Genomic DNA, 23,393 nt, shown 5'->3' with positions numbered 1-23,393 from the left:
GCGGCGAAAAACCAGGAGGCCTATTACGGCCCCTGCTCTCAGGTACGCCCGATCAGATAGAACTCACCCTGGCTCCAGACCCCTAACCACTCCTCACCCTCGATGATGCGCGGCACCGCCAGCTCGACCAGCTGATAGAACACATTGCGATGAATCAGCGCATCGAGGTTGCTGCGCATCAGCACATAAGGTGAAGGCTCCTGGGTAACAGGATCGATCTCGACCCGCAGCGGGTTAGCCGGGCCCGCCTCGACCTGGTCATCGACATTGCTGGTAAAGCGCAGCACCTGTTGCTCACCACTGCCCAGCACCTCCAGGGCAATCGCGACAAAGGGCGCATCATCGACACGGATACCGACCTTCTCCACCGGTGTGATCAGGAAGTAGTCATCACCATCGCGGCGGATGATCGTGGAAAACAGCCGCACCATCGGCTTGCGCCCGATTGGCGTACCCAGGTAATACCAGGTGCCATCGCGGGCGATGCGCATGTCGATGTCGCCGCAAAAGTCCGGGTTCCACAGATGCACCGGCGGCAGCCCCTTTGCTTTGGGGATTTGTGCCAGAAGATCATTGGCCTTGCCGGAATCGCTCATCACACTTGCCTCATTCGCTCATGCCCAGAAGGCTACGAGCGTACTCGCGCATCGGCGCGGCAAGCAAATCTTCCGGCGTGTTGTCGTGGAACGTCAACAAACCGCCACGACTCTTGATGCGGGCCGTGTCGATCAGGTAGCGGGTATTGGTTTCGATGAGCATCATCTGCACCACTCCGGTATCCAAACCCAGCCGGTCGACCGCCTGCTCGTCATACCACTCGTCACCGTTGCCGATACGGTCGTCGGTGCGCGCGAAACGGGTGTACAGCACATAGTCCGCGCCCACCGAGCGCGCCTCGGCCATCGCTTCCTCCAGGCCAAGCGGGCCTTGGGCGCGGCGCACCAGCGGGAAATACTCGACGAAACCCTTGAACGCCTCGTCGGCCACCACATTTTGCCGCGGCAACGGGCCTTTACCGGGGGGCATGAACGCGCCCTGGCCAATGAAGATGAACGAGTCGGGCTGCAGACGGATTGATAGGGTCCGGCGGGTATCGCTGTGGTCGAGCAGACCGGCATCGCTCATGTGGTAACGGACGCCCTCGCCCATATCGCTGACATTCATGCAGCCGCCCAACGCCATCAGCGCCAGCAGCAAGACCAGGCTACGCATCTTTCCTCCAGTGGCCGGCGACGAAAAACCGGCGAATAGCCGGCGGATGCAGCTTTTGCGCCAGACTCAGCCGCCGATCACCTTCATCACTGTCACCCCCCCGGAAAACGCCACATCCTGTTTGTCTGCCAGGGCCTTGACCAGCAGCCGCTGCAAGGCGGGAAGCGCTTGATGACGCGGCTTTTCCAACAGGTCGCCGACAAAGTGGCGATTGCTCGACGACAAGCAGCCATGCAGCCAACCGGTGGATGACAAACGCAGCCGCGAACAACTCCGGCAGAACGGCACGCTCTCGTTGGCGATCACACCGAAATGGCCTTTACCGGGGACCTGGTAGCGCAGGGCAGTGGCATCCACCGCCGCGTCCACCTGCTCGTAGGCATGCTCGGCCCCGATCAGCCCGAGCAAGTGGTCAAGGCCAACGAACTGCTGCAGGAAAGCATTGCGGTCATTGGCCAGATGGCCCATGCGCATGAGCTCGATGAAACGCAGCTCAAAACCCCGCGCCAGGCAGTAATCGAGCATCGGCAGAACCTGGTCGAGGTTCTGGCCGCGCATCGGCACCATGTTCACCTTGATCTGCATACCCTGCGCGCTGGCTTGCTGCATGCCCGCCAGCACGCTGGCAAGGTCGCCACCGCGGGCGATGCGGCGAAAGGCCAGTGGATCCAGGGTATCGAGGGATACATTCAGACGGCGGATGCCTGCTGCGCGTAGCTGTGGCAACTTGCGCGCAAGCAACTGGCCGTTGGTGGTCAGCGAGATATCGCCGAGGGGGAGCTTGGCCACGGCAGCCAGAAAATCGTCCAGCCTAGGGCTGACCAACGGCTCACCACCGGTAATGCGCAAACGCTCGATGCCAGCGGCTTCAATCAGGTAGGCAACGCCCCGCGCCAACGCCTCGGCAGGCAACTCGTGCTGCGCCGCCACCAGGCGCTTGCCATCGGGCACGCAGTAGGTACAGGCATAGTTACAGGCAGCCGTCAGGCTGACACGCAGGTTACGAAAGCGCCTGCCTTGACGATCGACAATCATGGATGACTCCGGCATGGATGAAGCGGGGCTGGCAAAACCTGACTCATAAATCAGGTTTTTGCAAGCCCCTTGTTCATGCCGGGTCAACTGCAAGGGCCCCGCAGCGGCCCTGCTCTGTCAGTTGGCGGGTTCTGGGTCGCGCTTGCGCTTGTTGCCCATGCGCACGCCGATGTCCATGAGGAACTGGAAGAAACCTTCCTGATCTTCGAGCACGTTGCTCCAGAACGGCGAGTGGTACAGCGCCACGGCGCCATGCACCAAGGCCCAGGCCGCGCAGTAGTGGAAGTACGGCGGTACGTCTTCGAGCTTGCCTTCGCTGATACGGCCCTTGATCAGCTGGGTCAGGCGATCGAAGTTGGAGGCGCGGATGCTGTGCAGCTGCTCGACCATCTCCGGCACTTGATTGCCCTTGACCACCTTTTCTTCCAGGCGGTCGAACAGCCGGTAGCGCTGCGGATCGCGCATGCGGAACTCAAAGTAGGCGCGCGACAGGGCTTCCTTGTCACGGTCGACGTCGGCCGAATGCAACAGCTCGTTCAAATCGCGCTCGTAGTCGAGCATCAGGCGCAGGTAGATCTCCGCCTTGGACTTGAAGTGCTTGTAGATCGTGCCTTTGCCGATACCCACGGCGTCGGCGATCATCTCGACGGTGACGCTGTCTTCACCCTGTTCGAGAAACAGCTTGAGCGCCGTATCGAGGATTTCCTGTTCGCGACGGCGAAACTCACGGACCTTACGAGGTTCTTTCTGCATAGGAAGGACTGGTTGACGATCGAAGCGGTTTATTATGCCTAACTTGCGGGAAATTGCACGGATCATCCAACCATGTCTATGTTTCACGATGAGTTCGATCAAACCCCGGGGCTGCGCTACCTGAACCACGCGGCCATCGCCCCCTGGCCACGCCGGGCTGCCGAGGCGGTGGCACGCTTTGCCCGCGACAACGTTTGCCTGGGTGCCAGCGAGTACCCGACCTGGCTGGCGACCGAGCGGCGCCTGCGCGAGCGGCTGGCGCGGCTGATCCACGCCCCCTCGCCCGGCGACATCGCCCTGGTGAAGAACACTTCCGAGGGGCTGTCGCTGGTCGCTTTTGGCCTGGACTGGGCGCACGGCGACCAAGTGGTGATCAGCGACGAGGAATTCCCCTCCAACCGCGTCGTATGGGAAGCCTTGGCCGACCGTGGCGTGCAGGTGATCCAGGCCAGCCTGGCGGGGCCCGACCCCGAGGCCACGTTGCTGGCGGCCTGCGGGCCACGCACCCGCTTGCTGGCGATCAGCGCCGTGCAATTCGGCAGCGGCCTGCGCCTTGACCTGGCCCGCCTTGGTGAAGGTTGCCGGGTACGCAATGTGCTGTTTTGCGTCGACGCCATCCAGCAGGTCGGCGCCCTGCCCTTCGACGTGCAGCGCTTTCAATGCGATTTCGCCATGGCCGATGGCCACAAGTGGATGCTCGGCCCCGAGGGGTTGGGGCTGTTCTATTGCCGCGCCGAAATACGCCCGCAGCTTGAGCTCAATGCGTATGGCTGGCACATGCTGGAGCACCTGGGCGATTTCGAGCGGCGCCAATGGCAACCGGCGCGTAGCGCGCGGCGTTTTGAATGTGGTAGCCCGAACATGCTCGGTGCCTGCGCCCTGGAGGCGAGCCTTTCGCTGCTGGAGGAGGTCGGGATCAGCACGGTAGCGCAGCGCTTGCAGCAGCGCGTGGCGCAGTTATATCAAGGCTTGGCTGCGGTGCCTGGCGTTTTGCTGCAGACACCCGCTGATCCCGACAGGCGGGCGGGCATCGTCACATTCAGTATCAAAGGGCAGGATAGCGTGCAGATTCAAAAGGCATTGATGGCTGAGCGCACAATTTGTGCCCTACGGGGCGGTGGCGTGCGATTTTCACCGCATTTCTATACCAGCGAGCAGCTAATTGACGAAGCTGTGCAGCAGGTTCGCCGGCTGGCCATGCATTGAGAGCGGGGATGGATACCGGGCGTATTCCAAATCTGTTTAAAAAACGACCAATAGGGACTGGCACTGTGCCAAACCTGACCAATACTTGAACTGTTGGCGCGGCGCATCCCCCCCAAGTGGCGCGCCGATAAAGGTGCTCAGGGACCGCGTACCTTTGTTTTACTCCTAATGGTCTTAACCCGGATTCCCTCCCCCAGAACCCGGGTTTTTTTTGCCTGTTTGAAGGGGTGCCCTCAGACCACACGTGCCAAGGGGAACAAGCGCTTGAAGTTCGCCGTGGTCTGCTCCGCCAACTGCTCATAACTGGCCCCACGCAACGAGGCGACATACTCGGCCACTTCGCGCACGTACTGCGGCAGGTTCGGCTTGCCCCGATACGGAATCGGCGCCAGGTAAGGCGAATCCGTTTCCACCAGCAGGCGGTCGACCGGCACTTGGCGTGCCACCTCACGCAAGGCGTCAGCATTGCGGAAGGTGACGATGCCCGACAACGAAATGTAATAGCCCAGGTCCAGCGCCGCCTTGGCCATGTCCCAGTCTTCGGTGAAGCAGTGCAGCACACCGGCCTGAGGCAGGTTCGCCTCGCGCAGCAGCGCGAGGGTATCGGCCCGCGCTGCACGGGTATGCACGATCACCGGTTTGCCGGTCTGGCGCGATGCCTCCAGGTGCAGGCGAAACGATGCCTGCTGCAACTCGGCCGCTTCCGGCTCGTAGTGGTAGTCCAGGCCGGTTTCGCCGATCGCCACAACATGCGGGTGCGCCAACTCACGCAACAGCCACTCCAGCGCTGGGGTCTCACCCGGCGCCAGGTCCAGTGGGTGCACCCCCACCGAGCAGTCGACATCGGCGTACTGCTCACTCAGGGCCTTGACAGCCCCGGCGTTGTCGGCACTGACGCCAATGCACAGAAAATGCCCGACCCCGCGCTCACGCGCAGCCTGCAGGGCAGCATCGAGCGAGCCCTGGTGGGCACTCAGGTCAAGACGGTCAAGGTGGCAATGGGAATCTACGAGCATGGGATAACGGCACACATGAATAAAAGGGAAAGTCAGCGGGCGCCCGGCAACTGCTGCCAGTGAGCCAGCAGCGCTTCGAGCAGCAGGGCGCGATTGAGGTTGGCTTTGCCCAGCACCTTCTGGCGCTGCTCCAGGACCCACGCCTGAACCTGCAGCACCTTCGCCTGGCGGCTCTTTTGCGCCAAGTACTGCACGACCTTGCGCATATCGGCCAAGCCTAACCCTTCTTCGTCCTGGGTCAACTGATAGCGCAGGATCAGGTGCGACCAGTCGCAGAACCAGTCGAACAGCAGCAGCAGCGGCACACCACTCCAGGCATCGGCCAGCTGGCTAGGGGACTGTTGCTGCTTGAGCAGTTTCTTCACCCCATCGGTGACCAGCGCGCGCTGTTCACGTATGCCCTGTGCCTGCAAGCTGACCGCCCTCAACGGCGAACCTGCGGCCAGGGTCAGCAACTCTTCGCGCTCGGTTTCATCGCTGTCGGCCAGCGCATTGGCAAGCCAGGCTTGGCTCTGGGCCAGGCTGGGCTGCGGGCAGACGACCTGCTGGCAGCGGCTCTTGATGGTCGGCAGCAGGCGGCTGGGCTGATGGGTAACCAACAGCAGGACGGTATCGCCCGAAGGTTCTTCAAGGCTTTTGAGCAACGCATTGGACGCATTGACGTTCATCGCCTCGACCGGCTCGATCAACACGACCTTGCGCCCGCCCAACTGCGCAGTCTGCACCACGAAGGCCACCAACTCGCGCACCTGATCGACCTTGATCGGCTTGTCGGCCTCCTCCGGCTCCAGTACGTAGTTGTCCGGGTGGCTACCGGCCTTGAGCAACAGGCAGGACTTGCAGGTGCCGCAGGCATCCAGCCCCTGAGGGTGCTGACACAACAAACGCGCCATCAGGCGCTCGGCCAGGGCTCGCTTGCCGATACCCTGCGGCCCATGCAGCAAGTAGGCGTGTGCGTGCTGGCTGCGACCGGCCAACTGCTGCCAGATGGCTTGCTGCCAGGGGTAGGCCTCAGCCACGGCAACGCTCCAGGATACCCGGCAGCAGTGCGTCGATGGCGCGCTGCACGGCCTCCAGGGGCTGCGCGGCATCCAGCAGGCTGTAGCGCTGCGGCGCGCGATGGGCACGCTGCAGGTAGGCTTGGCGCACCGCCTCGAAGAATGCCTGGCCTTCCTGCTCGAAACGGTCCAGGCGGCCACGTGCGGCAGCACGGGCAAGGCCGACTTCGACCGGCAGGTCGAAGACCAGGGTCAGGTCTGGGCGCAGGTCGCCTTGGACGAACTGCTCCAGTGTGGCGATGCGCTCGACGGACAATCCCCGCCCACCGCCCTGATAAGCGTAGGTAGCATCGGTAAACCGGTCACACAGCACCACCGCCCCCCGGGCCAGGGCAGGCCGGATCACCTGCGCCAGGTGCTGGGCGCGCGCAGCGAATACCAGCAGCAGCTCGGTATCCGCCGCCATGCTTTCATCGCTTGGTGCCAGCAGCAACTCGCGCACCTTTTCGGCCAGCGGTGTACCGCCCGGCTCGCGGGTCAGCAGCACATCCAGGCCATGTTCGCGCAGGCGCGCCGCCAGGTATTCGCGGTTGGTGCTCTTGCCCGCGCCTTCGGGGCCTTCCAGGGTAATAAACAAGCCGCTCACAGGCAGTCCTTAAGGTTGTTCTTCGGGCGTCGGCGCATCGGCCGCTGCGGGGTCGCCGGCCGGGGCCGATTGCTGCGCGGGGGCCGCGTCGGGCTCAGGCTGCGCAGACGGCTGGTCCGCTGCGGGCGCATCGGGCTCGGTGGCCTCGCTGGCACCCGGCTGGGCCTGCGGTGCCGGGCTCGAGCGGTAATCCGCACGCCGCTTGAGCTGGAACTCGCGCACCGCCGAATTGTGGTCGTCCAGGTCGTCGGAGAACACATGGCTGCCATCGCCGCGGGCAACGAAGTACAGGCTGGTGCCAGTGGCCGGATTGAGCGCAGCGTGAATAGCCTCGCGCCCGACCATGGCGATCGGCGTCGGCGGCAAGCCGGTCATGGTATAGGTGTTATAGGGCGTCGGCTCGCGCAGGTCGGCACGGGTAATTCTGCCGTTGTAGCGCTCGCCCATGCCATAGATCACGGTCGGGTCGGTCTGCAGCATCATGCCCAGACGCAGGCGCCGCACGAACACGCCAGCAATCTGCCCACGCTCTTGTGGGATGCCGGTTTCCTTCTCCACCAGCGAGGCCATGATCAGCGCCTGGTAAGGGTCGCGATACGGCAGGTCGGTGGTGCGCTCCGACCATTCTTTGGCCAGCACTTCGTCCAGGCGCATGTAGGCCTGTTGCAACAACTCGATGTCGCTCATGCCACGCACGAAGCGATAGGTATCCGGGAAGAAGCGGCCCTCGGGGAACACGCCGGTGTGGCCAAGCTTGTCCATCACCTCGGCGTCCGTCAGGCCGTCCAGCGTGTGCTTGATCTTTTCGTGCTTGGCAACGGCCGAGCGCACTTGGCGGAAGGTCCAGCCTTCGACCAGGGTGAGGTTGTACTGCACCACATCGCCACGGCGCCACGCGTCGAACAGCTGCTCGACCGTCATCCCCGGGGTCAGGCGGTACTCCCCAGTATGCAAGGGCGTGCCAGCCATATTGAAGCGCCAGTAAAGCCGCAACCAGAAGGCGTCATCGAGCAGCCCATCGTTCTGCATGCGGTAAAACATGCGGTTGGGGTTGGTGCCATTGGGCACGTCGAGCAGGCGCTCCTGCGTCACGTGCAAGGGCTGCTCCAGGACCGAGTTGACCTTCCAGGCCGACCAGCCCAAAGCCAGGCCGGCCAGGATCAACCCCATTTCCAGCAGCAGCAGGAATTTGCGTCTCACGAATTCAGGTATCCAGTAACGTACGGGCAACGGCCTGCAGTTTACGGGTGAGTGGGCCCGGCGACCAGTTCAGCGCGGCAAAACCCCGCACAGGCCAGACACCATAGACACTGTTGCACACGAATACCTCATCCGCCTGCTCCAGTTCATCGAATGCCAGGTCGCGGACCTGTACGGGGATGGCCAATGCCTGGGCCTGCTGCAGCAACGCGGCACGCATCACGCCGGCGACGCCGCAGCGGCTGAGGTCTGCGGTCAGCAGCACACCGTCACGCACCAGAAACAAATTGCTATACACCCCTTCGACTACCCTGCCCTGCCCATCACGCATCAGGCCTTCGGCATGCTCGCCGCCCTGCCATTCGGCACGGGCCAGCACCTGCTCCAGGCGATTGAGGTGTTTGAGGCCGGCCAGCAGCGGTTGTTCCCCAAGCCGGGTCTGGCAAGGGAACAATTGCACACCGAGTTCGGCATGTTCGACAGGATAGCTGGGCAGCGGGCCACCCTGAAGGATGCGCCGCGGCGCCGCACCGGCAACCGGGGCATAGCCTCGCTGGCTGTCGCCACGGGTGAGGATGAGCTTGGCAACGCCATCACCTAGCTGGCTGGCGTAACGCCGGATTTCGTCTTCGACCAACGCCAGGTCGACGTCGATGGCCAGGCGCCGGCAACCCAGCGCCAGGCGTGCAAGGTGGCCGGCCAGCAAGCTCGGCCGGCCGCCTCGCACGGCGATGGTCTCGAACAGACCATCGCCGTAGGCCAGGCCGCGGTTCTGCAGATTGACTGCATCCGCCGGCTGGCCGTCGAGCCAGCTGTGCATCAACCAGCGAACCGGCGGAACACCAGCGAGCCGTTGGTGCCACCAAAGCCAAACGAGTTGGACAGCACCACGTCGATCGGCATGCTGCGCGCCTGGTGCGGCACGAAGTCCAGGTCACAGCCCTCGTCCGGCTCATCCAGGTTGATGGTCGGCGGCGCCATCTGGCTGTTGATTGCCAGTACGCTGAAGATCGCTTCCACCGCGCCCGCAGCCCCCAGCAAATGGCCAGTCATCGACTTGGTCGAACTGACCGCGAGCTTGTAGGCATGCTCGCCGAACACACGCTTGATCGCAGCCACTTCGGCCACATCGCCCGCCGGGGTCGAGGTGCCATGGGCGTTGATGTAGCTGACCTCTTCAGGCTGGATGCCAGCGTCGCGCAGGGCATTGGCCATGCAACGGGCAGCACCTTCACCGGAATCGGGTGGCGAGGTCATGTGGTAGGCGTCGCCGCTCATGCCGAAACCAACCAGTTCGGCATAGATGGTCGCGCCACGGGCTTTGGCATGTTCAAGCTCTTCGAGCACCAAGGCACCAGCACCGTCGGACAGCACAAAGCCGTCACGGCCTTTGTCCCATGGACGGCTGGCACGGCTTGGCTCATCGTTACGGGTCGACAGCGCGCGCGAGGCACCGAAGCCGCCCATGCCCAGGCCGCAAGCGGCCATCTCGGCGCCACCGGCGATCATCACGTCGGCTTCACCGTAGGCGATGTTGCGCGCGGCCATGCCGATGCAGTGGGTGCCCGTGGTGCAGGCGGTGGCAATGGCGTAGTTCGGCCCCTGCAGCCCCAGGTGGATCGACAGGAAGCCGGAGATCATGTTGATGATCGAACCCGGCACGAAGAACGGCGAAATGCGCCGCGGGCCTTGCTCATGCAAGGTCCGGCTGGTTTCTTCGATGTTGGTCAAGCCGCCGATGCCCGAGCCCATGGCCACGCCAATACGCTCGCGGTTGGCGTCGGTCACTTCCAGGCCGGCATTACGCACCGCCTGGAAACCGGCCGCCAGGCCGTACTGGATGAACAGGTCAAGCTTGCGGGCCTCTTTGGCCGACAGGTACTGCTCGACCTCGAAGCCTTTCACCGAGCCGCCGAAACGGGTGGAGTAGGCAGCTAGATCCGTATGTTCGATCGGACCGATGCCACTGCGGCCAGCCAGAATGCCCTGCCAGGTACTCGGTACATCGGTACCCAGTGGTGACAGCATACCCATACCGGTGACCACGACGCGTCTACGCGACACAGTACTCTCCTTTTCTAATAACAGAGTCTCTTGGCATTGCATTCATGCGATGGAATGAAATGACAACAGGCTCTCGGTGCGCGGTGAACGATACCCTTGAGCCAAGGGGGGCTCGCAAAGAAAAAACCGCACGCCAGCAAAGGCAGTGCGGTTTTTCCCGACAAGTAGCGTCGACTAAAACGTCTTAGGCCTTGTGGCTGTTGACGTAGTCGATAGCGGCTTGAACGGTAGTGATCTTCTCGGCTTCTTCGTCTGGGATTTCGGTCTCGAATTCCTCTTCCAGAGCCATCACCAGCTCAACGGTGTCAAGCGAATCGGCACCCAGGTCATCGACGAAGGACTTCTCGTTGGTCACTTCCTCTTCCTTGACGCCCAGTTGCTCGGCGACGATTTTCTTGACGCGTTCTTCGATGGTGCTCATACCTAGTTTTCACTCCTAATGGACATATGTCAGGCAGCTGGCCGGTGACCAATTTTATAGAAAGACGTTCGCTTTTCAAGCTAAACGCACCTTCGAATTAGTCACCCGACCCTCTGCCTGGAATCTGGTTGCAGCTTTATAACGGATTTTAGGCTCGCAGTATGACTCTTTTTTTACGAAATCCGTCACATTGAGTTGCAGTTTTACATGTACATCCCGCCGTTGACCGGCACGGTAGCACCGGTCACATAGGCTGCGCCGTCGGACGCCAGGAAGGAAACCACCTTGGCGATTTCCTCGGCCTGGCCCAGGCGGCCCAGCGGAATCTGGGTCTGCAGGGCTTCGCGCTGCGCTTCTGGCAGCTCACGGGTCATGTCGGTGTCGATGAAGCCTGGGGTCACCGAGTTGACGGTGATGCCTCGCGAGCCCACTTCACGCGCCAGGGCGCGGCTGAAGCCTTCCAGGCCAGCCTTGGCGGCGGCATAGTTGGCCTGACCAGCGTTACCCATGGCACCGACGACCGAGCCGATGCTGATGATACGACCCCAACGCGCCTTGGTCATGCCGCGCAGCACGCCCTTGGACAGACGGTAGAGGCTGTTCAGGTTGGTGTCGATCACGTCGAACCACTCGTCGTCCTTCATGCGCAGCATGAGGTTGTCGCGCGTGATACCTGCGTTGTTGACCAGGATGGCCGGTGCACCGAACTGCGCGGTGATGGCGCCCAGCACCGCTTCGACGGACTCGGCGCTGGTCACGTTCAGCTCCATGCCGGTACCGGTGATGCCGTGCTCTTTCAGGATAGCGCCGATGCGCTCGGCACCGGAGGCCGATGTGGCGGTGCCGATCACGGTCGCGCCCTGGCGGCCCAGTTCGAGGGCGATGGCCTGGCCAATGCCACGGCTGGCGCCGGTGACCAGTGCAACTTTACCTTGCAGGCTCATGCAAGCTTCTCCAATTCAGGCCAGCGCCGCGCGGGTGGCGGCGACGGCATCAGGGGTATTGAGGTTGTAGGTGGTCACGCCGTCGGCGCAACGCTTGTTGAGGCCGGCAAGGACTTTGCCTGGGCCGCATTCAACAAGATTGACGGCGCCATTGGCGGCCAGGGTCTGTACGCATTCGACCCAGCGCACGGGCTGGTACAGCTGCGCCAGCAGGTCGTGCTTGAGCGCATCGAGGTCGGCGGCGATGGCGGCGGTGACGTTCTGCACCACCGGGATCTGCGGGGCCTTCCACTCGATGGCGTTGACCGACTCGGCAAAACGCTCGGCGGCAGGCTTCATCAAGGCGCAGTGCGATGGCACGCTGACCGGCAGCGGCAAGGCACGCTTGGCGCCTTTGGCCTTGCACAACTCGATGGCACGGTTCACCGCCGCAACGTTACCGGCAATGACTACCTGGCCCGGAGAGTTGAAGTTCACTGCACTGACCACTTCATCTTCGGCCGCCTCGACGCAAATGGCCTTCACTTCATCGTCGCCCAGGCCAAGAATTGCGGCCATGGCGCCGTGACCGGCCGGCACAGCCTCCTGCATCAGCTCACCACGGCGCTTGACCAGCTTGACTGCGTCTTTCAGCGACAGGCTGCCAGCGGCGACCAGCGCGCTGTATTCACCCAAGCTATGGCCCGCAACGAACGCAGGCTTTGCGCCGCCCTCTTCCAGCCACAGGCGCCACAAGGCGATGGAGGCGGTAAGAATGGCCGGCTGGGTCTTGTCGGTTTGGTTGAGTTGCTCTTCCGGACCTTCCTGGACCAGCTTCCACAGGTCGTAGCCCAAAGCTTCGGAAGCTTCCTTGAAGGTTTCGACGATCACCGGCTTCTGGGCGCCGAGCTCGGCGAGCATGCCCAGCGACTGGGAACCTTGACCAGGAAAGACGAATGCGAGGGATGCAGACATTGAACAAGCCCTTATGATCTTGTCGTCGGATAGGGTACGCCGGGCGTTAGCCTGGCGCGGAATCTGAAAACTTGGATGGATACGCGGACCAAGCGGTCACATTTAAGCACTTCATCGGCGAAATGCCTAAGGCAACAGGTCTTCAAGGCGACCATGCAGCCGCTGCGGCAGGTTCTCCTGGATCTCGATCAACGCGCGCTGAATGGCGCTCTGAAACCCCTGCACACCCGCCGAGCCATGGCTTTTGATGACGATACCCTGCAACCCCAGAAAGCTTGCACCATTGTGCCGCGCCGGCGCCAGGTCGGCCTGCAGGCGCTTGAGCAATGGCATGGCCAAGGCGCCGGCAGCACGGGCCAGCACTCCGCCCTTGAACAACGCCTCGATGCGCGCACCGATCATCGTCGCCAGGCCTTCGCTGGACTTGAGCAGGATGTTGCCGACAAAGCCGTCGCACACCACCACATCCGCCTCGCCACGGTACAGGCCATCACCTTCGACGAAACCTACATAGTTGAGGCCGCGGGCGTTCTGCAGCAACGTGGCCGCCAGCTTGACCTGCTGGTTGCCCTTGATGTCCTCGGTGCCGATGTTCAGCAGCGCCACGCGCGGGCGATGAACACCCAAGGCCTGGGCAGCCACCGAGCCCATCACGGCGAACTGGTAAAGGTTCTCGGCACTGCAATCGACATTGGCGCCCAGGTCGAGCAACTGGCAATACCCCGCCTGGGTCGGGATCGCCGCCACCATGGCGGGCCGATCGATACCCGGCAGGGTCTTGAGCACGAAGCGCGACAACGCCATCAGCGCCCCGGTATTTCCGGCACTCACGCAGGCCTGGGCCTTGCCGTCACGCACCAGTTCGAGCGCAATGCGCATCGACGAGTCCGGCTTGCCGCGCAACGCCTGGGAAGGCCGCTCGTCCATACCGATCACCTCGCTGGCCGCGACAATCTGCAGGCGCGCGCGATCCGCAGCTGCAAGGCCACTGACAAGATCTTCAAGGAGGGAGGGTTGACCGACGAGGGTCAGGTGCAGCGAGGGGGTAGCCGAAAGGCAGGCAATGCTAGCCTGGACAATGCTGCGGGGACCGAAGTCCCCGCCCATTGCGTCGATCGCGATGATCTGAGCGGACAAGGATTACTCGTCAGCGCCCTTGTCGATCACTTTGCGACCACGGTATACGCCTTCTGGCGATACGTGGTGGCGCAGGTGAATTTCACCGGTGGTTTTCTCTACCGACAGCGCGTTTTCCGACAGGGCGTCGTGCGAACGGCGCATGTCACGGGCAGAGCGGGATTTTTTGTTCTGCTGAACAGCCATAATTGATTAACTCCTAAACGTTTGGGTCACGCTTTAACTGCGCCAAAACACTGAACGGGTTGGACCGCGATACCTCGTCCTTGCTCGAATCGGGCTCGTCTGCGCCCGCCGGCTGCTGGCATTCTTCCGGATGATGAGCAGGCACGATTGGCAAGGCGAGCAGAAGCTCCTCCTCGATAAACGCCTGCAGATCCAATGGATCTTCGCCCAGTTCCAGCACGTCATAGCCTTTCGGCAACGACTGGGTATTCGCACCCTCCTTTACCACGGCGTAAGTACATTCGCTGTGGATCGGCAGGGTGACCAGCTCAAGACAACGCTGGCAAACCATCTTGACCTCGACGTCAAGCTCGCTGTGGATAACCACCACGTGCTGTTCATCTCGTTCAAAATTTAACTTCGCCTGCACCGTACCGACATTGTCGGAAAGCGGGTCGCAGAGTCTTTCCAAATCAGCGAGTTGCAGCGAACCGTTAAGGGTTACGCCACGATCGGCTAATTTGCGCGGGTCAACGTGAGGTGGAATCGGGTCATTCAACATAGGCGCAGCATTCTAGGGATGGCCCCCGCCCCTGTCAAAGGAAATTCGGCGGCAAATCGCGTGATAGGATGAGTACAACAGATCAGGAGTCTACCATGCTGCCCTTATTACTGGCTTCCAGTTCACCTTACAGACGCGAACTGCTCGCCCGCCTGCGCCTGCCCTTCACCTGGGAAAGCCCCGATATAGACGAGCAGCGCCTGGGTGACGAGCCTGCCGTGGAGCTGGTACGGCGCCTGGCCAAACAAAAGGCCGAGGCACTGGCGGGCAGCCACCCCGGGCACCTGATCATCGGCTCGGACCAGGTGGCCGTGCTGGGCGAACAGATCCTTGGCAAGCCCTTGAGCTTCGAGCGGGCCTGCGAGCAGCTGCTGGAGGCCAGCGGGCAGCAGGTCACCTTCCTGACCGGGCTGGCGCTACTCAATAGCGCTACAGGGCAATGCCAGGTCGATTGCGTGCCGTTTACGGTGACGATGCGGGAACTGAGCCGAGAGCGCGTGGAGCGCTACGTGGCTGCGGAACAGCCGCTGGATTGCGCAGGGAGCTTCAAGGCCGAAGGGCTGGGGGTGAGTTTGTTTCAAAGCACGCATGGGTGCGATGCGACCAGCCTGGTCGGGCTGCCGCTGATTCGGCTGGTGGACATGCTGACCAAGGAAGGGGTGGTGGTTCCGTAGTTCGATCCAGCACCATGAGATCGAGCGGTGCTCGACCTCATGGGTACTGCAAAGGGGGGCCACACAACCAACGGCCAACCCTCAGCGCAAAGACGGCCCCTTGAACCCCATGTACATCGCCAGATGTTCAGCCACACTGGCGCCGATCCGCTTGGAGAACCGGTCAAACGGCGATTCCTGAACCGTGAAATCCACCAATTCCTTCTCGCCGACAATCTCCCGCGCCACATAGCTGGCACTGCCCAAGCCATCCACCAAGCCAAGCGCCTTGGCCTGCTCGCCCGACCAGATCAGCCCACTGAACAGCTCCGGGTGCTCCTTGTCCTTCAGCCGATCACCCCGCCCCTGCTTGACCATGGCGATGAACTGCTGGTGCGTGGTATTCAGCACGCCCTGCCAGAACGCCCGCTCATCAGGCTTCTCTGGCGAGAACGGATCAAGGAAGGCCTTGTGCTCACCTGCGGTATAGGTGCGCCGCTCAACCCCCAGCTTCTCCATCGAGCCGACAAACCCGTAACCCGCCGCCGTCACCCCAATGGAGCCAACCAGGCTGGCCTTGTCGGCATAGATCTCATCCGCCGCACTGGCGATGTAATAGGCACCGGAAGCCCCCAGGTCGGTGATCACTGCATACAGCTTGATCGCCGGGTACTCGGCACGCAGCCGGCGAATCTCGTCATAGACATAGCCCGCCTGCACCGGGCTGCCACCCGGGCTGTTGATCCGCAACACCACGGCTTTGGTTTTGGCGTCCTTGAACGCCTCACGCAGGCTCTTGACGAGGTTGTCGGCACTGGCCGCCTCCTGATCGGCAATCACGCCGCGCACCTCGATCAATGCCGTATGGCTGGCGCTGCGCGAGGCGGCCTTGTCCATGTCCATCAACGGCGTGAACAAGACCAGCATGCCGAACAGGTAAACAAAGGTCAGCAGCTTGAAGAAAATCCCCCAGCGCCGTGCGCGGCGCTGCTCCTGGACACTCGCCAGCAGGGTTTTTTCCAACAGCTTCCAACTCTTGCGCTCTTCGCGCTCCTCGGGTTCGGACTCTGGGGCTTTCCATTCGTCTGCCATGCTCACCTGCCTTGGAAGTGAAATTACGCGGAACCGACCAGCCACTCACGCAACTGGGAGAAATGATCGATGCACACCTGCGGGCCGAACTCGGCCAGTGCCTGCAGCGACATCGCGCCATAGCCGACAGCCACCGAGTGCATGCCCGCATTGCTGGCCATCTGCAGATCAAACGCCGAATCACCGACCATCAACGCGCGCCCAGGCTCGACACCGCAATGGCTGAGAATCTCCTCGAGCATCAGCGGGTGTGGCTTGCCACGGGTCTCGTCGGCGGCGCGGGTGATATCGAAGAACTGCTCCCAGCCATTGGCCTTGAGCACCCGATCCAGGCCTCGACGGGCCTTGCCAGTTGCTACCGCCAAGCGGTAACCCTCGGCACGGAAGGCATCCAGCGACTCGACCACACCCTCGAACAACGGCGACGGCTTTTGATCAAGCGCCGTGTAGATGTCGGCATAGTGCTGCCGAAAACGCTCGAGCTGCACGGGCGTCAGGTGCGGATACAGCGTATGGATCGCCTCGCCCAGGGCCAGGCCGATGATGCCCTTGACCGCATCATCGTGACTCGGCGCCTCACCGGCGCGCTCGGCGGCAGCGTTCATGGCCTCGACGATGCGCCCGATGGAGTCAGCCAAGGTGCCGTCCCAGTCGAAGATCAGCAGCTCATAAGACTTTTTCATCGCTCAGGACGCACTCAAACGCTCTACAGTCTTGGCCCACACTTCATCCACCGGCGCCTCCAGCTTGAGCTCGCCACCGTCAGGCAGTGGCACGGTCAGGGCATAGGCATGCAGGAACAGGCGCTTGCCACCCAGCTCGCGAATCTCGCGACTGAAGTCTTCGTCGCCGTACTTGCTGTCGCCGGCGATCATGTGCCCGGCATGCAAGGTGTGCACGCGGATCTGGTGGGTACGGCCGGTGATCGGACGCGCTTCGACAATGGTGGCGAACTCACCGAAACGGCGCAGCACGCGGAACAGGGTCAGCGCCTCCTTGCCCTCCTCGTTGACCTCGACCATGCGCTCGCCAGAGCGCAGGTTGCTTTTGAGCAACGGCGCATTGACCTGCTTCTTCGCGGTCGGCCAGTGGCCACGCACCAACGCCATGTAGCGCTTGTCGACACCGTCGCCGCGCAGGGCGGCATGCAGGTGGCGCAGCATGCTGCGCTTCTTGGCGATCATCAGCAGGCCGGACGTGTCGCGGTCCAGGCGATGCACCAGCTCAAGCTCCTTGGCATCCGGACGCAGCTGACGCAACGCCTCGATCACCCCGAAACTCAGGCCACTGCCGCCATGCACGGCGATACCCGCCGGCTTGTTCATCACGATGAGCGCCTTGTCTTCGTAGACAATCGCCGCTTCAAGGCGCTGCAGCAGCCCCTGGGCTACGGGCGCAGGTGCATCACGCTCAGGCAAGCGGACGGGCGGTACCCGTACGATATCGCCAGCCTGAATTTTGTATTCAGGCTTGACGCGCCCTTTGTTGACCCGCACCTCACCCTTGCGCAGGATGCGGTAAACCAAGGTCTTGGGCACGCCCTTGAGCGCCGTGATGAGGAAATTGTCGATGCGTTGGCCGGCAAGCTCCGGCGCGACTTCGATCAGCTGAACGCCGGAAGTCGGAGGGGTATTGGTCGTCATCAAGGGATCATAACAATTTTTTATGGAATTGAAGCACTTAATCATTGCTGCTATAGTCGCGAACGCCGCCAAAAGCGGCAGGCCAGCGGCACCAGGCTCTTCGCCGGTCCCTGACCTTCGCAATTCTCCAGGACGCGAGGCCGTCCTACGGGGTTTTCGCCAGTTTACCGAATTGCCTGGAATCGCCACCAGCGCTGTGTAGAGAAGACTGAAAAAAAACGACAAGTGCGGTGTTTCACCTGCTTACCCGCTTCTTTTCGCTGCACCTCTGCCCGCCCCGACGTTTGCACGCAACGCACGGCGAATGCTTCGGAAATACCTGCCTTGGACATGAATGGCGCCAGCGCTCAACCTGCGCTGGCGAAAAATGCAACCCGTTGCGGATTCAGCGCGCGGCAGCACCCGAATTATCAGGGATACGTGCAGGGTGGAGATGCACAGCCCTCGGACCGTGTAGCACCGCGTCCGGCCACCGGCCCACTGAAATGGCCGGCGAGCGGATAAGGTCCTGAAACAGATGCCTCCGGGCGTCCACGGCTGAAGGTTGATTCCTCCTCCTGACTGAGTGCACTTGGCCCGCTGGGTTGATTCGGATACCTATTCGAAAGCCACAAGGGCCTGGTAGGCACCGCAGCAAACAGGACGCGTCGTCGTGACAACGGCAGGCTGGGCAACCGGCTGGTGCCGAACGTCGCTCGACACGGGGGTGGCCCGCCACCCTTTGCGCACCTTGGCACCGACCATGAGACGTCGTGTGTGCCGAACGCCGTTTCCGGCAGCCCGGAAACCGACGGTACAACATGAAAAGAATGCTGATTAACGCAACTCAACCCGAAGAGTTGCGTGTAGCCCTGGTGGACGGCCAACGCCTCTACGACCTGGACATCGAGTCCGGCGCGCGTGAGCAGAAAAAGGCCAACATCTACAAAGGCAAGATCACCCGCATCGAACCTAGCCTCGAAGCCGCCTTCGTCGACTTCGGTTCCGAACGTCACGGCTTCCTGCCGCTGAAAGAAATCTCCCGCGAGTACTTCAAGAAGTCCCCCGAAGGCCGCGTCAACATCAAAGACGTCCTCAGCGAAGGCCAGGAAGTCATCGTCCAGGTCGAGAAGGAAGAGCGCGGCAACAAAGGCGCCGCCCTCACCACCTTCATCAGCCTGGCCGGTCGCTACCTGGTGCTGATGCCCAACAACCCACGCGCTGGTGGCATCTCTCGCCGCATCGAAGGCGAAGAGCGCAACGAACTGCGCGAAGCCCTGAACGGCCTGACCGTGCCGGGCGACATGGGCCTGATCGTGCGCACTGCCGGCCTTGGCCGCAGCAGCGAAGAAATGCAGTGGGACCTCGACTACCTGCTGCAGCTGTGGACCGCCATCAAGGAAGCCTCCCTTGACCGCGCTGCGCCATTCCTGATCTACCAGGAAAGCAACGTCATCATCCGCGCCATCCGCGACTACCTGCGTCAGGACATCGGCGAAGTGCTGATCGACAGCATCGACGCCCAGGAAGAAGCCCTGACCTTCATCCGCCAGGTGATGCCGCAGTACGCCAGCAAGGTCAAGCTGTACGAAGACAGCGTGCCACTGTTCAACCGCTTCCAGATCGAAAGCCAGATCGAAACCGCCTTCCAGCGTGTCGTCGACCTGCCGTCCGGCGGCTCGATCGTGATCGACCCGACCGAGGCCCTGGTTTCCATCGACATCAACTCGGCGCGCGCCACCAAAGGCAGCGACATCGAGGAAACCGCCCTGCAGACCAACCTGGAAGCGGCCGAGGAAATCGCCCGCCAACTGCGTCTGCGCGACATCGGCGGCCTGATCGTCATCGACTTCATCGACATGACCCCGGCCAAGAACCAGCGCGCCGTTGAAGAGCGTGTGCGTGAGTGCCTCGAAGCCGACCGTGCCCGCGTGCAAGTGGGTCGCATCTCGCGCTTCGGCCTGCTGGAAATGTCCCGTCAGCGCCTGCGCCCATCGCTGGGCGAAAGCAGCGGCATCGTCTGCCCACGCTGCTCGGGCACCGGCATCATCCGTGATGTCGAATCGCTGTCGCTGGCCATTCTGCGCCTGATCGAAGAAGAAGCCCTGAAAGACCGCACCGCCGAAGTGCGCGCCCAGGTGCCGATCCCGGTCGCCGCGTTCCTGCTCAACGAGAAACGCAACTCGATCACCAAGATCGAACTGCGCACCCGCGCACGCATCATCATCCTGCCGAACGATCACCTGGAAACCCCGCACTTCGAAGTCCAGCGCCTGCGCGATGACAACCCGGAAGTGCTGAACAACCAATCCAGCTACGAGATCGCCGCCACCGAGACCGAAGAAGCGACGCCGGTACCCGCCGCCACGCGCACCCTGGTTCGCCAGGAGGCTGCGGTCAAGACCGCCCCGGCCCGCACCAGTGCGCCGGTGCCGAGCGCTGTCGAAGAGCCTCAGCAGCCCGCCGCACCGGTAGCCCCAGCGCCAAGCGCCCCAGAGCCGAGCCTGTTCAAAGGCCTGGTCAAGTCGCTGGTCAGCCTGTTCGCCGGCAAGGACGAACCGGTCGCCGCACCGGCCGTCACGGCCGAAAAACCAGCCGCTGATCGCACGCCACGCAACGAAGAACGCCGTAACGGCCGCCAGCAGAGCCGCAACCGCAATGGCCGCCGCGACGAAGAGCGCAAACCACGCGAAGAGCGTGCCGAGCGCGCCCCGCGTGAAGAGCGCCAGCCTCGCGAAGAACGCGCGCCGCGTGAAGAACGCGCACCTCGCGAAGAGCGCCAACCACGCCAGCCACGCGAAGACCGTCGTGGCAACCGCGAAGAGCGCCCGGTACGCGAACTGCGCGAGCCACTGGAGGCCACGCCGGCACCGGTTGCACGCGAAGAGCGTCAGCCACGTGAAGAGCGTGTAGCCCGTGAAGAACGTGCACCACGTGAGGAACGTGCACCGCGTGAAGAGCGTGCCCCTCGTGAAGAACGCGCCCCGCGTGAAGAGCGTACCCCTCGCGAAGAACGTGCGCCGCGTGAAGAGCGTGCCCCTCGTGAAGAACGCGCCCCACGCGAAGAGCGTGCCCCACGCCCGCCGCGTGAAGAGCGCCAGCCACGTGCCGCCGAAGAAGCAGCCGAGCAGGCTGCAGAGCTTGCCGAAGAGCAACTGCCGAACGATGAACTGCTGCAGGACGAGCAGGAAGGCGCAGATGGCGAGCGTCCACGTCGCCGTTCCCGCGGCCAGCGTCGTCGCAGCAACCGTCGCGAGCGTCAGCGCAATGCCAACGGTGAGCTGATCGAAGGCAGCGAAGACGAAGGCAGCGAAGAGCAGCCACAACAGCACCAGGCCACCGAGCTGGGTGCCGAACTGGCTGCCGGCCTGGCCGTCACCGCAGCTGTTGCCAGCAGCAACATCAGCGCCGATGCCGAAGCGCAAGCCAACCAGCAGGCCGAGCGCGCCACCGCCGAAGTCGTCGAAACCGACAACAGCGAAGCCGCCAAACCGTCCGAGCAGGTCGAAGCTGTTGCACAGGCCGAGGAAGCCGCTGTTGCCCCTGTGGTTGAGCAACCGCTCAGCGAGCCTGTCGCCGTGGTCGAGGCCAGCGCCGAGCCCGTGGTCGAAGTCACGCCGCAGCCAGTTGTCGAAGCGGCCCCTGCCGCTGAAGCGGTGGTCGTTGCCGAAGCGCCTGTCGAAGCCCCAGTCGAAGCGCCAGCAGTTGAAGCCGGCGAAATCGAGCAGGCGCCGGTAGTCGTTGAAGAAGCCGTGGTTGCCGAGCAGGCTGCCGTGGTTGTCGAAGCGCAACCCGAAGTGGTCGTGGAGCCAGCGCCAGTTGTTGTCGAGCCTGCACCGGTCGAGGCACCTGCCGTGGTTGAAGCTGCTACCGTCATGCTGGCCAACGGCCGCGCGCCGAACGACCCACGTGAAGTCCGTCGCCGCAAGCGTGAAGCTGAAGCTGCTGCCAAGGCCGCGCAGGAAGCTGCAGAGCCGGCCCTGGAAACCGCTGATGAGCACAAGCCTCATCACGGTTGATGCCAACGGCTGAATGAAAAAGCCCCGCCAGTGCGAACTGGCGGGGCTTTTTCTTGCCTAGTGGCCTGGTGGCTGCGCGTTTTCAACAGAATCGGCCAATAGTGGACGGCTAAGCCCAAGCTATTGGCCGACGGTTAGGACAGGACGTCCCAGGTACTCAATTGACCTTGTTCAGCTGTGGAAGCTGCCACTTGCCCGAGAGAGCCTCCTCTGAAGGTTGATACAAACGTAACATCACGTAGAAACCGCCTTCGGGTGCCGGTAGCCAGTTGGCGGCATTCTCTCCCTGCGGTTTTTTGTGGGAGATCGGAATGGTAATCGAACCGTCCGCCGCGACTTTCAAACCCTTTGTATCGGGGCCGACCTTGTAGCGACTGATCTCGTTGTCGACCAACATTTTGTCGCTAGCGTTGTACATGGTCAGCGACCAGAACGCATTCACCGGCGGTGCAGAGGCCAGTTTTATTTCATATTGGTTGGCCCCTGTGAGTGGTTGATTCTGGCTATCGGTGAAGCGCAACGGATACATCGCTTCACGCTCACCCTGGCCTCCCAGATAGGGGCCAGCCACCATGGCGCGTAGCGGGTAGTTGAAGCCAAAGCTGTCAAGACCGGTCACCCAGTTCCAGCCATTGCGCACTTCCGACGTGCTCGCCAGCGACGCGATCGCCACGTAGGGGGCATCTTTCAAACCTTGCTCTAGACCTTTGCGAGTGGCCGGATTCAGCTTATCGGGTGAAAAGCCTTTTTCCGTCAGGCCGATGCGGGCGAATTGGGCAAACAATGCTGCGTCGGCAGGCTTGACCGGGTTGTCCTTGAGCGCCGACGCCAGTTCGATGAAGAAACCCAGCGGGTCGTCGCCCGTCTGCGGCAATGCAGGCAATGCCCCATCCTTGTTCGACTTGCCACTCAACGGCACGACACTGAACTGTTTCTGCAAGGCGAGGATCGGCGCGACATCTTCACCCTGCTTGACGTGAATGCGCCCCCACAGCCAGATTTTTTTGGTCGAGACGTCGAGGCGCTTCGCGTCCTTTGGCAACTCGCCCTTCCAGTCCGGTGGCACCAGGACATATTTGCCGGCCTTGGTGCCAGTAGTGCGTCGTCCGACATAGTGCTCAAGTTCTTGCCACATGTTGAATACATCGACCACGTAATAGCGGTCATCGGTATCGGGCACGCTCAAGACATAGGGCTCGGTTAGATCCAGCACCGCGCTCATGTAGTAGGTGTCATTGTTGGCGGTGGGCATGTCCTTGGCGGACGGCGACGCCAGCGCGGTTGCCCAGCCAATCTGGTTAAGGCCGGCGCGATAGCTGGTGTCTGGTTTTGGCGAAGGAACGGTAATGTATTCCCGTGCCACTCTTTCCATGCGCACCAGCGGATAACCCCAGTTGTAAGCCGAGATCGCCAGGCTATAGCCATCAGCTTGCATTCCCTTTTCCACCACGTCAGGTGTTGCGGGCGTGGTCAGCAGTAAATCCGGCGTGCTGGCTTGCGCGTGCATCGCGCTGCCGAGCGCAACACACAAGGGCAGAACACAAGACAACCAATGGCGTGATGAAATCATGGTGAGCGTCCTTTCACGTGCAGGTGCGACGGACACAAGCCGTCTCTAAGATCGACCTGAGACTGAATACCGTGTGAACCCTAGGCGCGCGCTTACCGTCCGTCAAACCTGCGTCCACCGCCAG

The 23,393-nt window shown here is 62.4% G+C and carries 23 protein-coding genes; 3 read left to right on the top strand and 20 right to left on the bottom strand.

Translation table 11 applies throughout. The annotated features are described in order from the left end of the window. Positions 1-38: 38 nt before the first annotated feature. The 4 genes from HU766_RS04150 to HU766_RS04135 all read right to left on the bottom strand — a co-directional run bounded on the left by HU766_RS04150 (position 39) and on the right by HU766_RS04135 (position 3,000). Positions 39-596 carry a DUF1285 domain-containing protein gene (locus HU766_RS04150; RefSeq protein WP_186653843.1) on the bottom strand — a complete coding sequence of 186 codons (558 nt, stop codon included), beginning with the start codon at positions 594-596 and terminating at the stop codon, positions 39-41. Positions 597-606: 10 nt separating this feature from the next. Continuing rightward, complete coding sequence (locus HU766_RS04145) at positions 607-1,212, bottom strand: DUF4823 domain-containing protein (RefSeq protein WP_186653833.1); 606 nt, start codon at positions 1,210-1,212, stop codon at positions 607-609. A 66-nt stretch (positions 1,213-1,278) separates the two neighbouring features. Next, complete coding sequence (locus HU766_RS04140; RefSeq protein WP_186653830.1) at positions 1,279-2,247, bottom strand: radical SAM protein; 969 nt, start codon at positions 2,245-2,247, stop codon at positions 1,279-1,281. A 117-nt stretch (positions 2,248-2,364) separates the two neighbouring features. Then, complete coding sequence (locus HU766_RS04135; RefSeq protein ID WP_019473685.1) at positions 2,365-3,000, bottom strand: TetR/AcrR family transcriptional regulator; 636 nt, start codon at positions 2,998-3,000, stop codon at positions 2,365-2,367. Positions 3,001-3,072: 72 nt separating this feature from the next. Between HU766_RS04135 and HU766_RS04130 the strand changes: the two genes are divergently transcribed. Then, a complete protein-coding gene (locus HU766_RS04130) occupies positions 3,073-4,206 on the top strand; it encodes an aminotransferase class V-fold PLP-dependent enzyme (RefSeq protein WP_186653817.1) in 1,134 nt (377 codons plus the stop codon). A gap of 233 nt (positions 4,207-4,439) precedes the next feature. Here HU766_RS04130 and HU766_RS04125 read toward each other — a convergent pair whose 3' ends face one another. The 12 genes from HU766_RS04125 to HU766_RS04070 all read right to left on the bottom strand — a co-directional run bounded on the left by HU766_RS04125 (position 4,440) and on the right by HU766_RS04070 (position 14,313). Beyond that, positions 4,440-5,222 (bottom strand): TatD family hydrolase, encoded by a 783-nt coding sequence (locus tag HU766_RS04125; protein WP_033700566.1) that lies wholly within the window; start codon positions 5,220-5,222, stop codon positions 4,440-4,442. Positions 5,223-5,254: 32 nt separating this feature from the next. Beyond that, on the bottom strand, positions 5,255-6,241 hold the full coding sequence (locus HU766_RS04120; RefSeq protein ID WP_186653814.1) for a DNA polymerase III subunit delta': 987 nt from the start codon (positions 6,239-6,241) through the stop codon (positions 5,255-5,257). Then, on the bottom strand, positions 6,234-6,866 hold the full coding sequence (tmk, locus tag HU766_RS04115) for a dTMP kinase (RefSeq protein ID WP_033700568.1): 633 nt from the start codon (positions 6,864-6,866) through the stop codon (positions 6,234-6,236). The genes HU766_RS04120 and tmk overlap by 8 nt, the downstream gene beginning before the upstream one ends. A 9-nt stretch (positions 6,867-6,875) precedes the next feature. Beyond that, positions 6,876-8,066, bottom strand: coding sequence for an endolytic transglycosylase MltG (gene mltG / locus HU766_RS04110; RefSeq protein ID WP_186653810.1), 1,191 nt, complete (start codon positions 8,064-8,066; stop codon positions 6,876-6,878). Positions 8,067-8,070: 4 nt separating this feature from the next. Then, on the bottom strand, positions 8,071-8,886 hold the full coding sequence (gene pabC / locus HU766_RS04105; RefSeq protein WP_186653807.1) for an aminodeoxychorismate lyase: 816 nt from the start codon (positions 8,884-8,886) through the stop codon (positions 8,071-8,073). After that, positions 8,886-10,130, bottom strand: coding sequence for a beta-ketoacyl-ACP synthase II (gene fabF / locus HU766_RS04100; RefSeq protein WP_033700571.1), 1,245 nt, complete (start codon positions 10,128-10,130; stop codon positions 8,886-8,888). Before fabF ends, pabC begins: the two co-directional genes overlap by 1 nt. 184 nt (positions 10,131-10,314) lie before the next feature. Then, positions 10,315-10,551 carry an acyl carrier protein gene (gene acpP, locus HU766_RS04095; protein ID WP_008096410.1) on the bottom strand — a complete coding sequence of 79 codons (237 nt, stop codon included), beginning with the start codon at positions 10,549-10,551 and terminating at the stop codon, positions 10,315-10,317. A gap of 203 nt (positions 10,552-10,754) precedes the next feature. Then, a complete protein-coding gene (gene fabG, locus HU766_RS04090; protein ID WP_186653803.1) occupies positions 10,755-11,495 on the bottom strand; it encodes a 3-oxoacyl-ACP reductase FabG in 741 nt (246 codons plus the stop codon). Between the two features lie 15 nt (positions 11,496-11,510). Further along, positions 11,511-12,449 carry an ACP S-malonyltransferase gene (fabD, locus tag HU766_RS04085; RefSeq protein ID WP_033700573.1) on the bottom strand — a complete coding sequence of 313 codons (939 nt, stop codon included), beginning with the start codon at positions 12,447-12,449 and terminating at the stop codon, positions 11,511-11,513. A gap of 126 nt (positions 12,450-12,575) precedes the next feature. Further along, positions 12,576-13,586: a phosphate acyltransferase PlsX gene (gene plsX, locus HU766_RS04080; protein ID WP_077068575.1), complete on the bottom strand. Its 1,011-nt coding sequence runs from the start codon at positions 13,584-13,586 to the stop codon at positions 12,576-12,578. Positions 13,587-13,589: 3 nt separating this feature from the next. Further along, entirely contained in the window at positions 13,590-13,772 is a 183-nt protein-coding gene (gene rpmF, locus HU766_RS04075) for a 50S ribosomal protein L32 (protein WP_016485486.1), read from the bottom strand. Between the two features lie 13 nt (positions 13,773-13,785). Next, complete coding sequence (locus tag HU766_RS04070) at positions 13,786-14,313, bottom strand: YceD family protein (RefSeq protein ID WP_077068576.1); 528 nt, start codon at positions 14,311-14,313, stop codon at positions 13,786-13,788. Positions 14,314-14,408: 95 nt separating this feature from the next. Here HU766_RS04070 and HU766_RS04065 point away from each other — a divergent pair, with 95 nt between their 5' ends. Continuing rightward, positions 14,409-14,987 carry a nucleoside triphosphate pyrophosphatase gene (locus HU766_RS04065; RefSeq protein ID WP_186653800.1) on the top strand — a complete coding sequence of 193 codons (579 nt, stop codon included), beginning with the start codon at positions 14,409-14,411 and terminating at the stop codon, positions 14,985-14,987. A gap of 81 nt (positions 14,988-15,068) precedes the next feature. Here HU766_RS04065 and HU766_RS04060 read toward each other — a convergent pair whose 3' ends face one another. The 3 genes from HU766_RS04060 to rluC are packed head-to-tail and all read right to left on the bottom strand — an operon-like array spanning position 15,069 to position 17,701. Continuing rightward, complete coding sequence (locus tag HU766_RS04060; RefSeq protein WP_186653797.1) at positions 15,069-16,058, bottom strand: S49 family peptidase; 990 nt, start codon at positions 16,056-16,058, stop codon at positions 15,069-15,071. A gap of 23 nt (positions 16,059-16,081) precedes the next feature. Further along, complete coding sequence (locus HU766_RS04055) at positions 16,082-16,741, bottom strand: HAD family hydrolase (protein ID WP_186653794.1); 660 nt, start codon at positions 16,739-16,741, stop codon at positions 16,082-16,084. Between the two features lie 3 nt (positions 16,742-16,744). After that, a complete protein-coding gene (gene rluC / locus HU766_RS04050) occupies positions 16,745-17,701 on the bottom strand; it encodes a 23S rRNA pseudouridine(955/2504/2580) synthase RluC (protein ID WP_033700578.1) in 957 nt (318 codons plus the stop codon). Between the two features lie 800 nt (positions 17,702-18,501). On the opposite strand from rluC, the gene rne reads away from it, so the two are divergent. Continuing rightward, positions 18,502-21,699 (top strand): ribonuclease E, encoded by a 3,198-nt coding sequence (gene rne / locus HU766_RS04045; protein ID WP_186653791.1) that lies wholly within the window; start codon positions 18,502-18,504, stop codon positions 21,697-21,699. 157 nt (positions 21,700-21,856) lie between these two features. Here rne and HU766_RS04040 read toward each other — a convergent pair whose 3' ends face one another. Further along, a complete protein-coding gene (locus HU766_RS04040) occupies positions 21,857-23,269 on the bottom strand; it encodes a DUF1254 domain-containing protein (protein ID WP_186653789.1) in 1,413 nt (470 codons plus the stop codon). Positions 23,270-23,393 lie beyond the last annotated feature (124 nt).

Source organism: Pseudomonas sp. SWRI77 (genome assembly GCF_014269105.1).
GTDB classification, from domain to species: domain Bacteria; phylum Pseudomonadota; class Gammaproteobacteria; order Pseudomonadales; family Pseudomonadaceae; genus Aquipseudomonas; species Aquipseudomonas capeferrum.
The sequence above is the reverse complement of the archived record's forward strand: the minus strand, read 5'-3'. Positions and strand labels throughout refer to the sequence as shown.

Bases quoted from the DNA above. Each gene is read 5' to 3' on its own strand.
- pabC (WP_186653807.1), bottom strand. From the start codon at position 8,886: ATGCACAGCTGGCTCGACGGCCAGCCGGCGGATGCAGTCAATCTGCAG.
- HU766_RS04145 (WP_186653833.1), bottom strand. From the start codon at position 1,212: ATGCGTAGCCTGGTCTTGCTGCTGGCGCTGATGGCGTTGGGCGGCTGC.
- HU766_RS04055 (WP_186653794.1), bottom strand. From the start codon at position 16,741: ATGAAAAAGTCTTATGAGCTGCTGATCTTCGACTGGGACGGCACCTTG.
- HU766_RS04070 (WP_077068576.1), bottom strand. From the start codon at position 14,313: ATGTTGAATGACCCGATTCCACCTCACGTTGACCCGCGCAAATTAGCC.
- HU766_RS04065 (WP_186653800.1), top strand. From the start codon at position 14,409: ATGCTGCCCTTATTACTGGCTTCCAGTTCACCTTACAGACGCGAACTG.
- rne (WP_186653791.1), top strand. From the start codon at position 18,502: ATGAAAAGAATGCTGATTAACGCAACTCAACCCGAAGAGTTGCGTGTA.
- HU766_RS04135 (WP_019473685.1), bottom strand. From the start codon at position 3,000: ATGCAGAAAGAACCTCGTAAGGTCCGTGAGTTTCGCCGTCGCGAACAG.
- HU766_RS04150 (WP_186653843.1), bottom strand. From the start codon at position 596: ATGAGCGATTCCGGCAAGGCCAATGATCTTCTGGCACAAATCCCCAAA.
- HU766_RS04140 (WP_186653830.1), bottom strand. From the start codon at position 2,247: ATGATTGTCGATCGTCAAGGCAGGCGCTTTCGTAACCTGCGTGTCAGC.
- HU766_RS04040 (WP_186653789.1), bottom strand. From the start codon at position 23,269: ATGATTTCATCACGCCATTGGTTGTCTTGTGTTCTGCCCTTGTGTGTT.
- rluC (WP_033700578.1), bottom strand. From the start codon at position 17,701: ATGACGACCAATACCCCTCCGACTTCCGGCGTTCAGCTGATCGAAGTC.
- fabG (WP_186653803.1), bottom strand. From the start codon at position 11,495: ATGAGCCTGCAAGGTAAAGTTGCACTGGTCACCGGCGCCAGCCGTGGC.
- acpP (WP_008096410.1), bottom strand. From the start codon at position 10,551: ATGAGCACCATCGAAGAACGCGTCAAGAAAATCGTCGCCGAGCAACTG.
- HU766_RS04130 (WP_186653817.1), top strand. From the start codon at position 3,073: ATGTCTATGTTTCACGATGAGTTCGATCAAACCCCGGGGCTGCGCTAC.
- HU766_RS04125 (WP_033700566.1), bottom strand. From the start codon at position 5,222: ATGCTCGTAGATTCCCATTGCCACCTTGACCGTCTTGACCTGAGTGCC.
- fabD (WP_033700573.1), bottom strand. From the start codon at position 12,449: ATGTCTGCATCCCTCGCATTCGTCTTTCCTGGTCAAGGTTCCCAGTCG.
- HU766_RS04060 (WP_186653797.1), bottom strand. From the start codon at position 16,058: ATGGCAGACGAATGGAAAGCCCCAGAGTCCGAACCCGAGGAGCGCGAA.
- rpmF (WP_016485486.1), bottom strand. From the start codon at position 13,772: ATGGCTGTTCAGCAGAACAAAAAATCCCGCTCTGCCCGTGACATGCGC.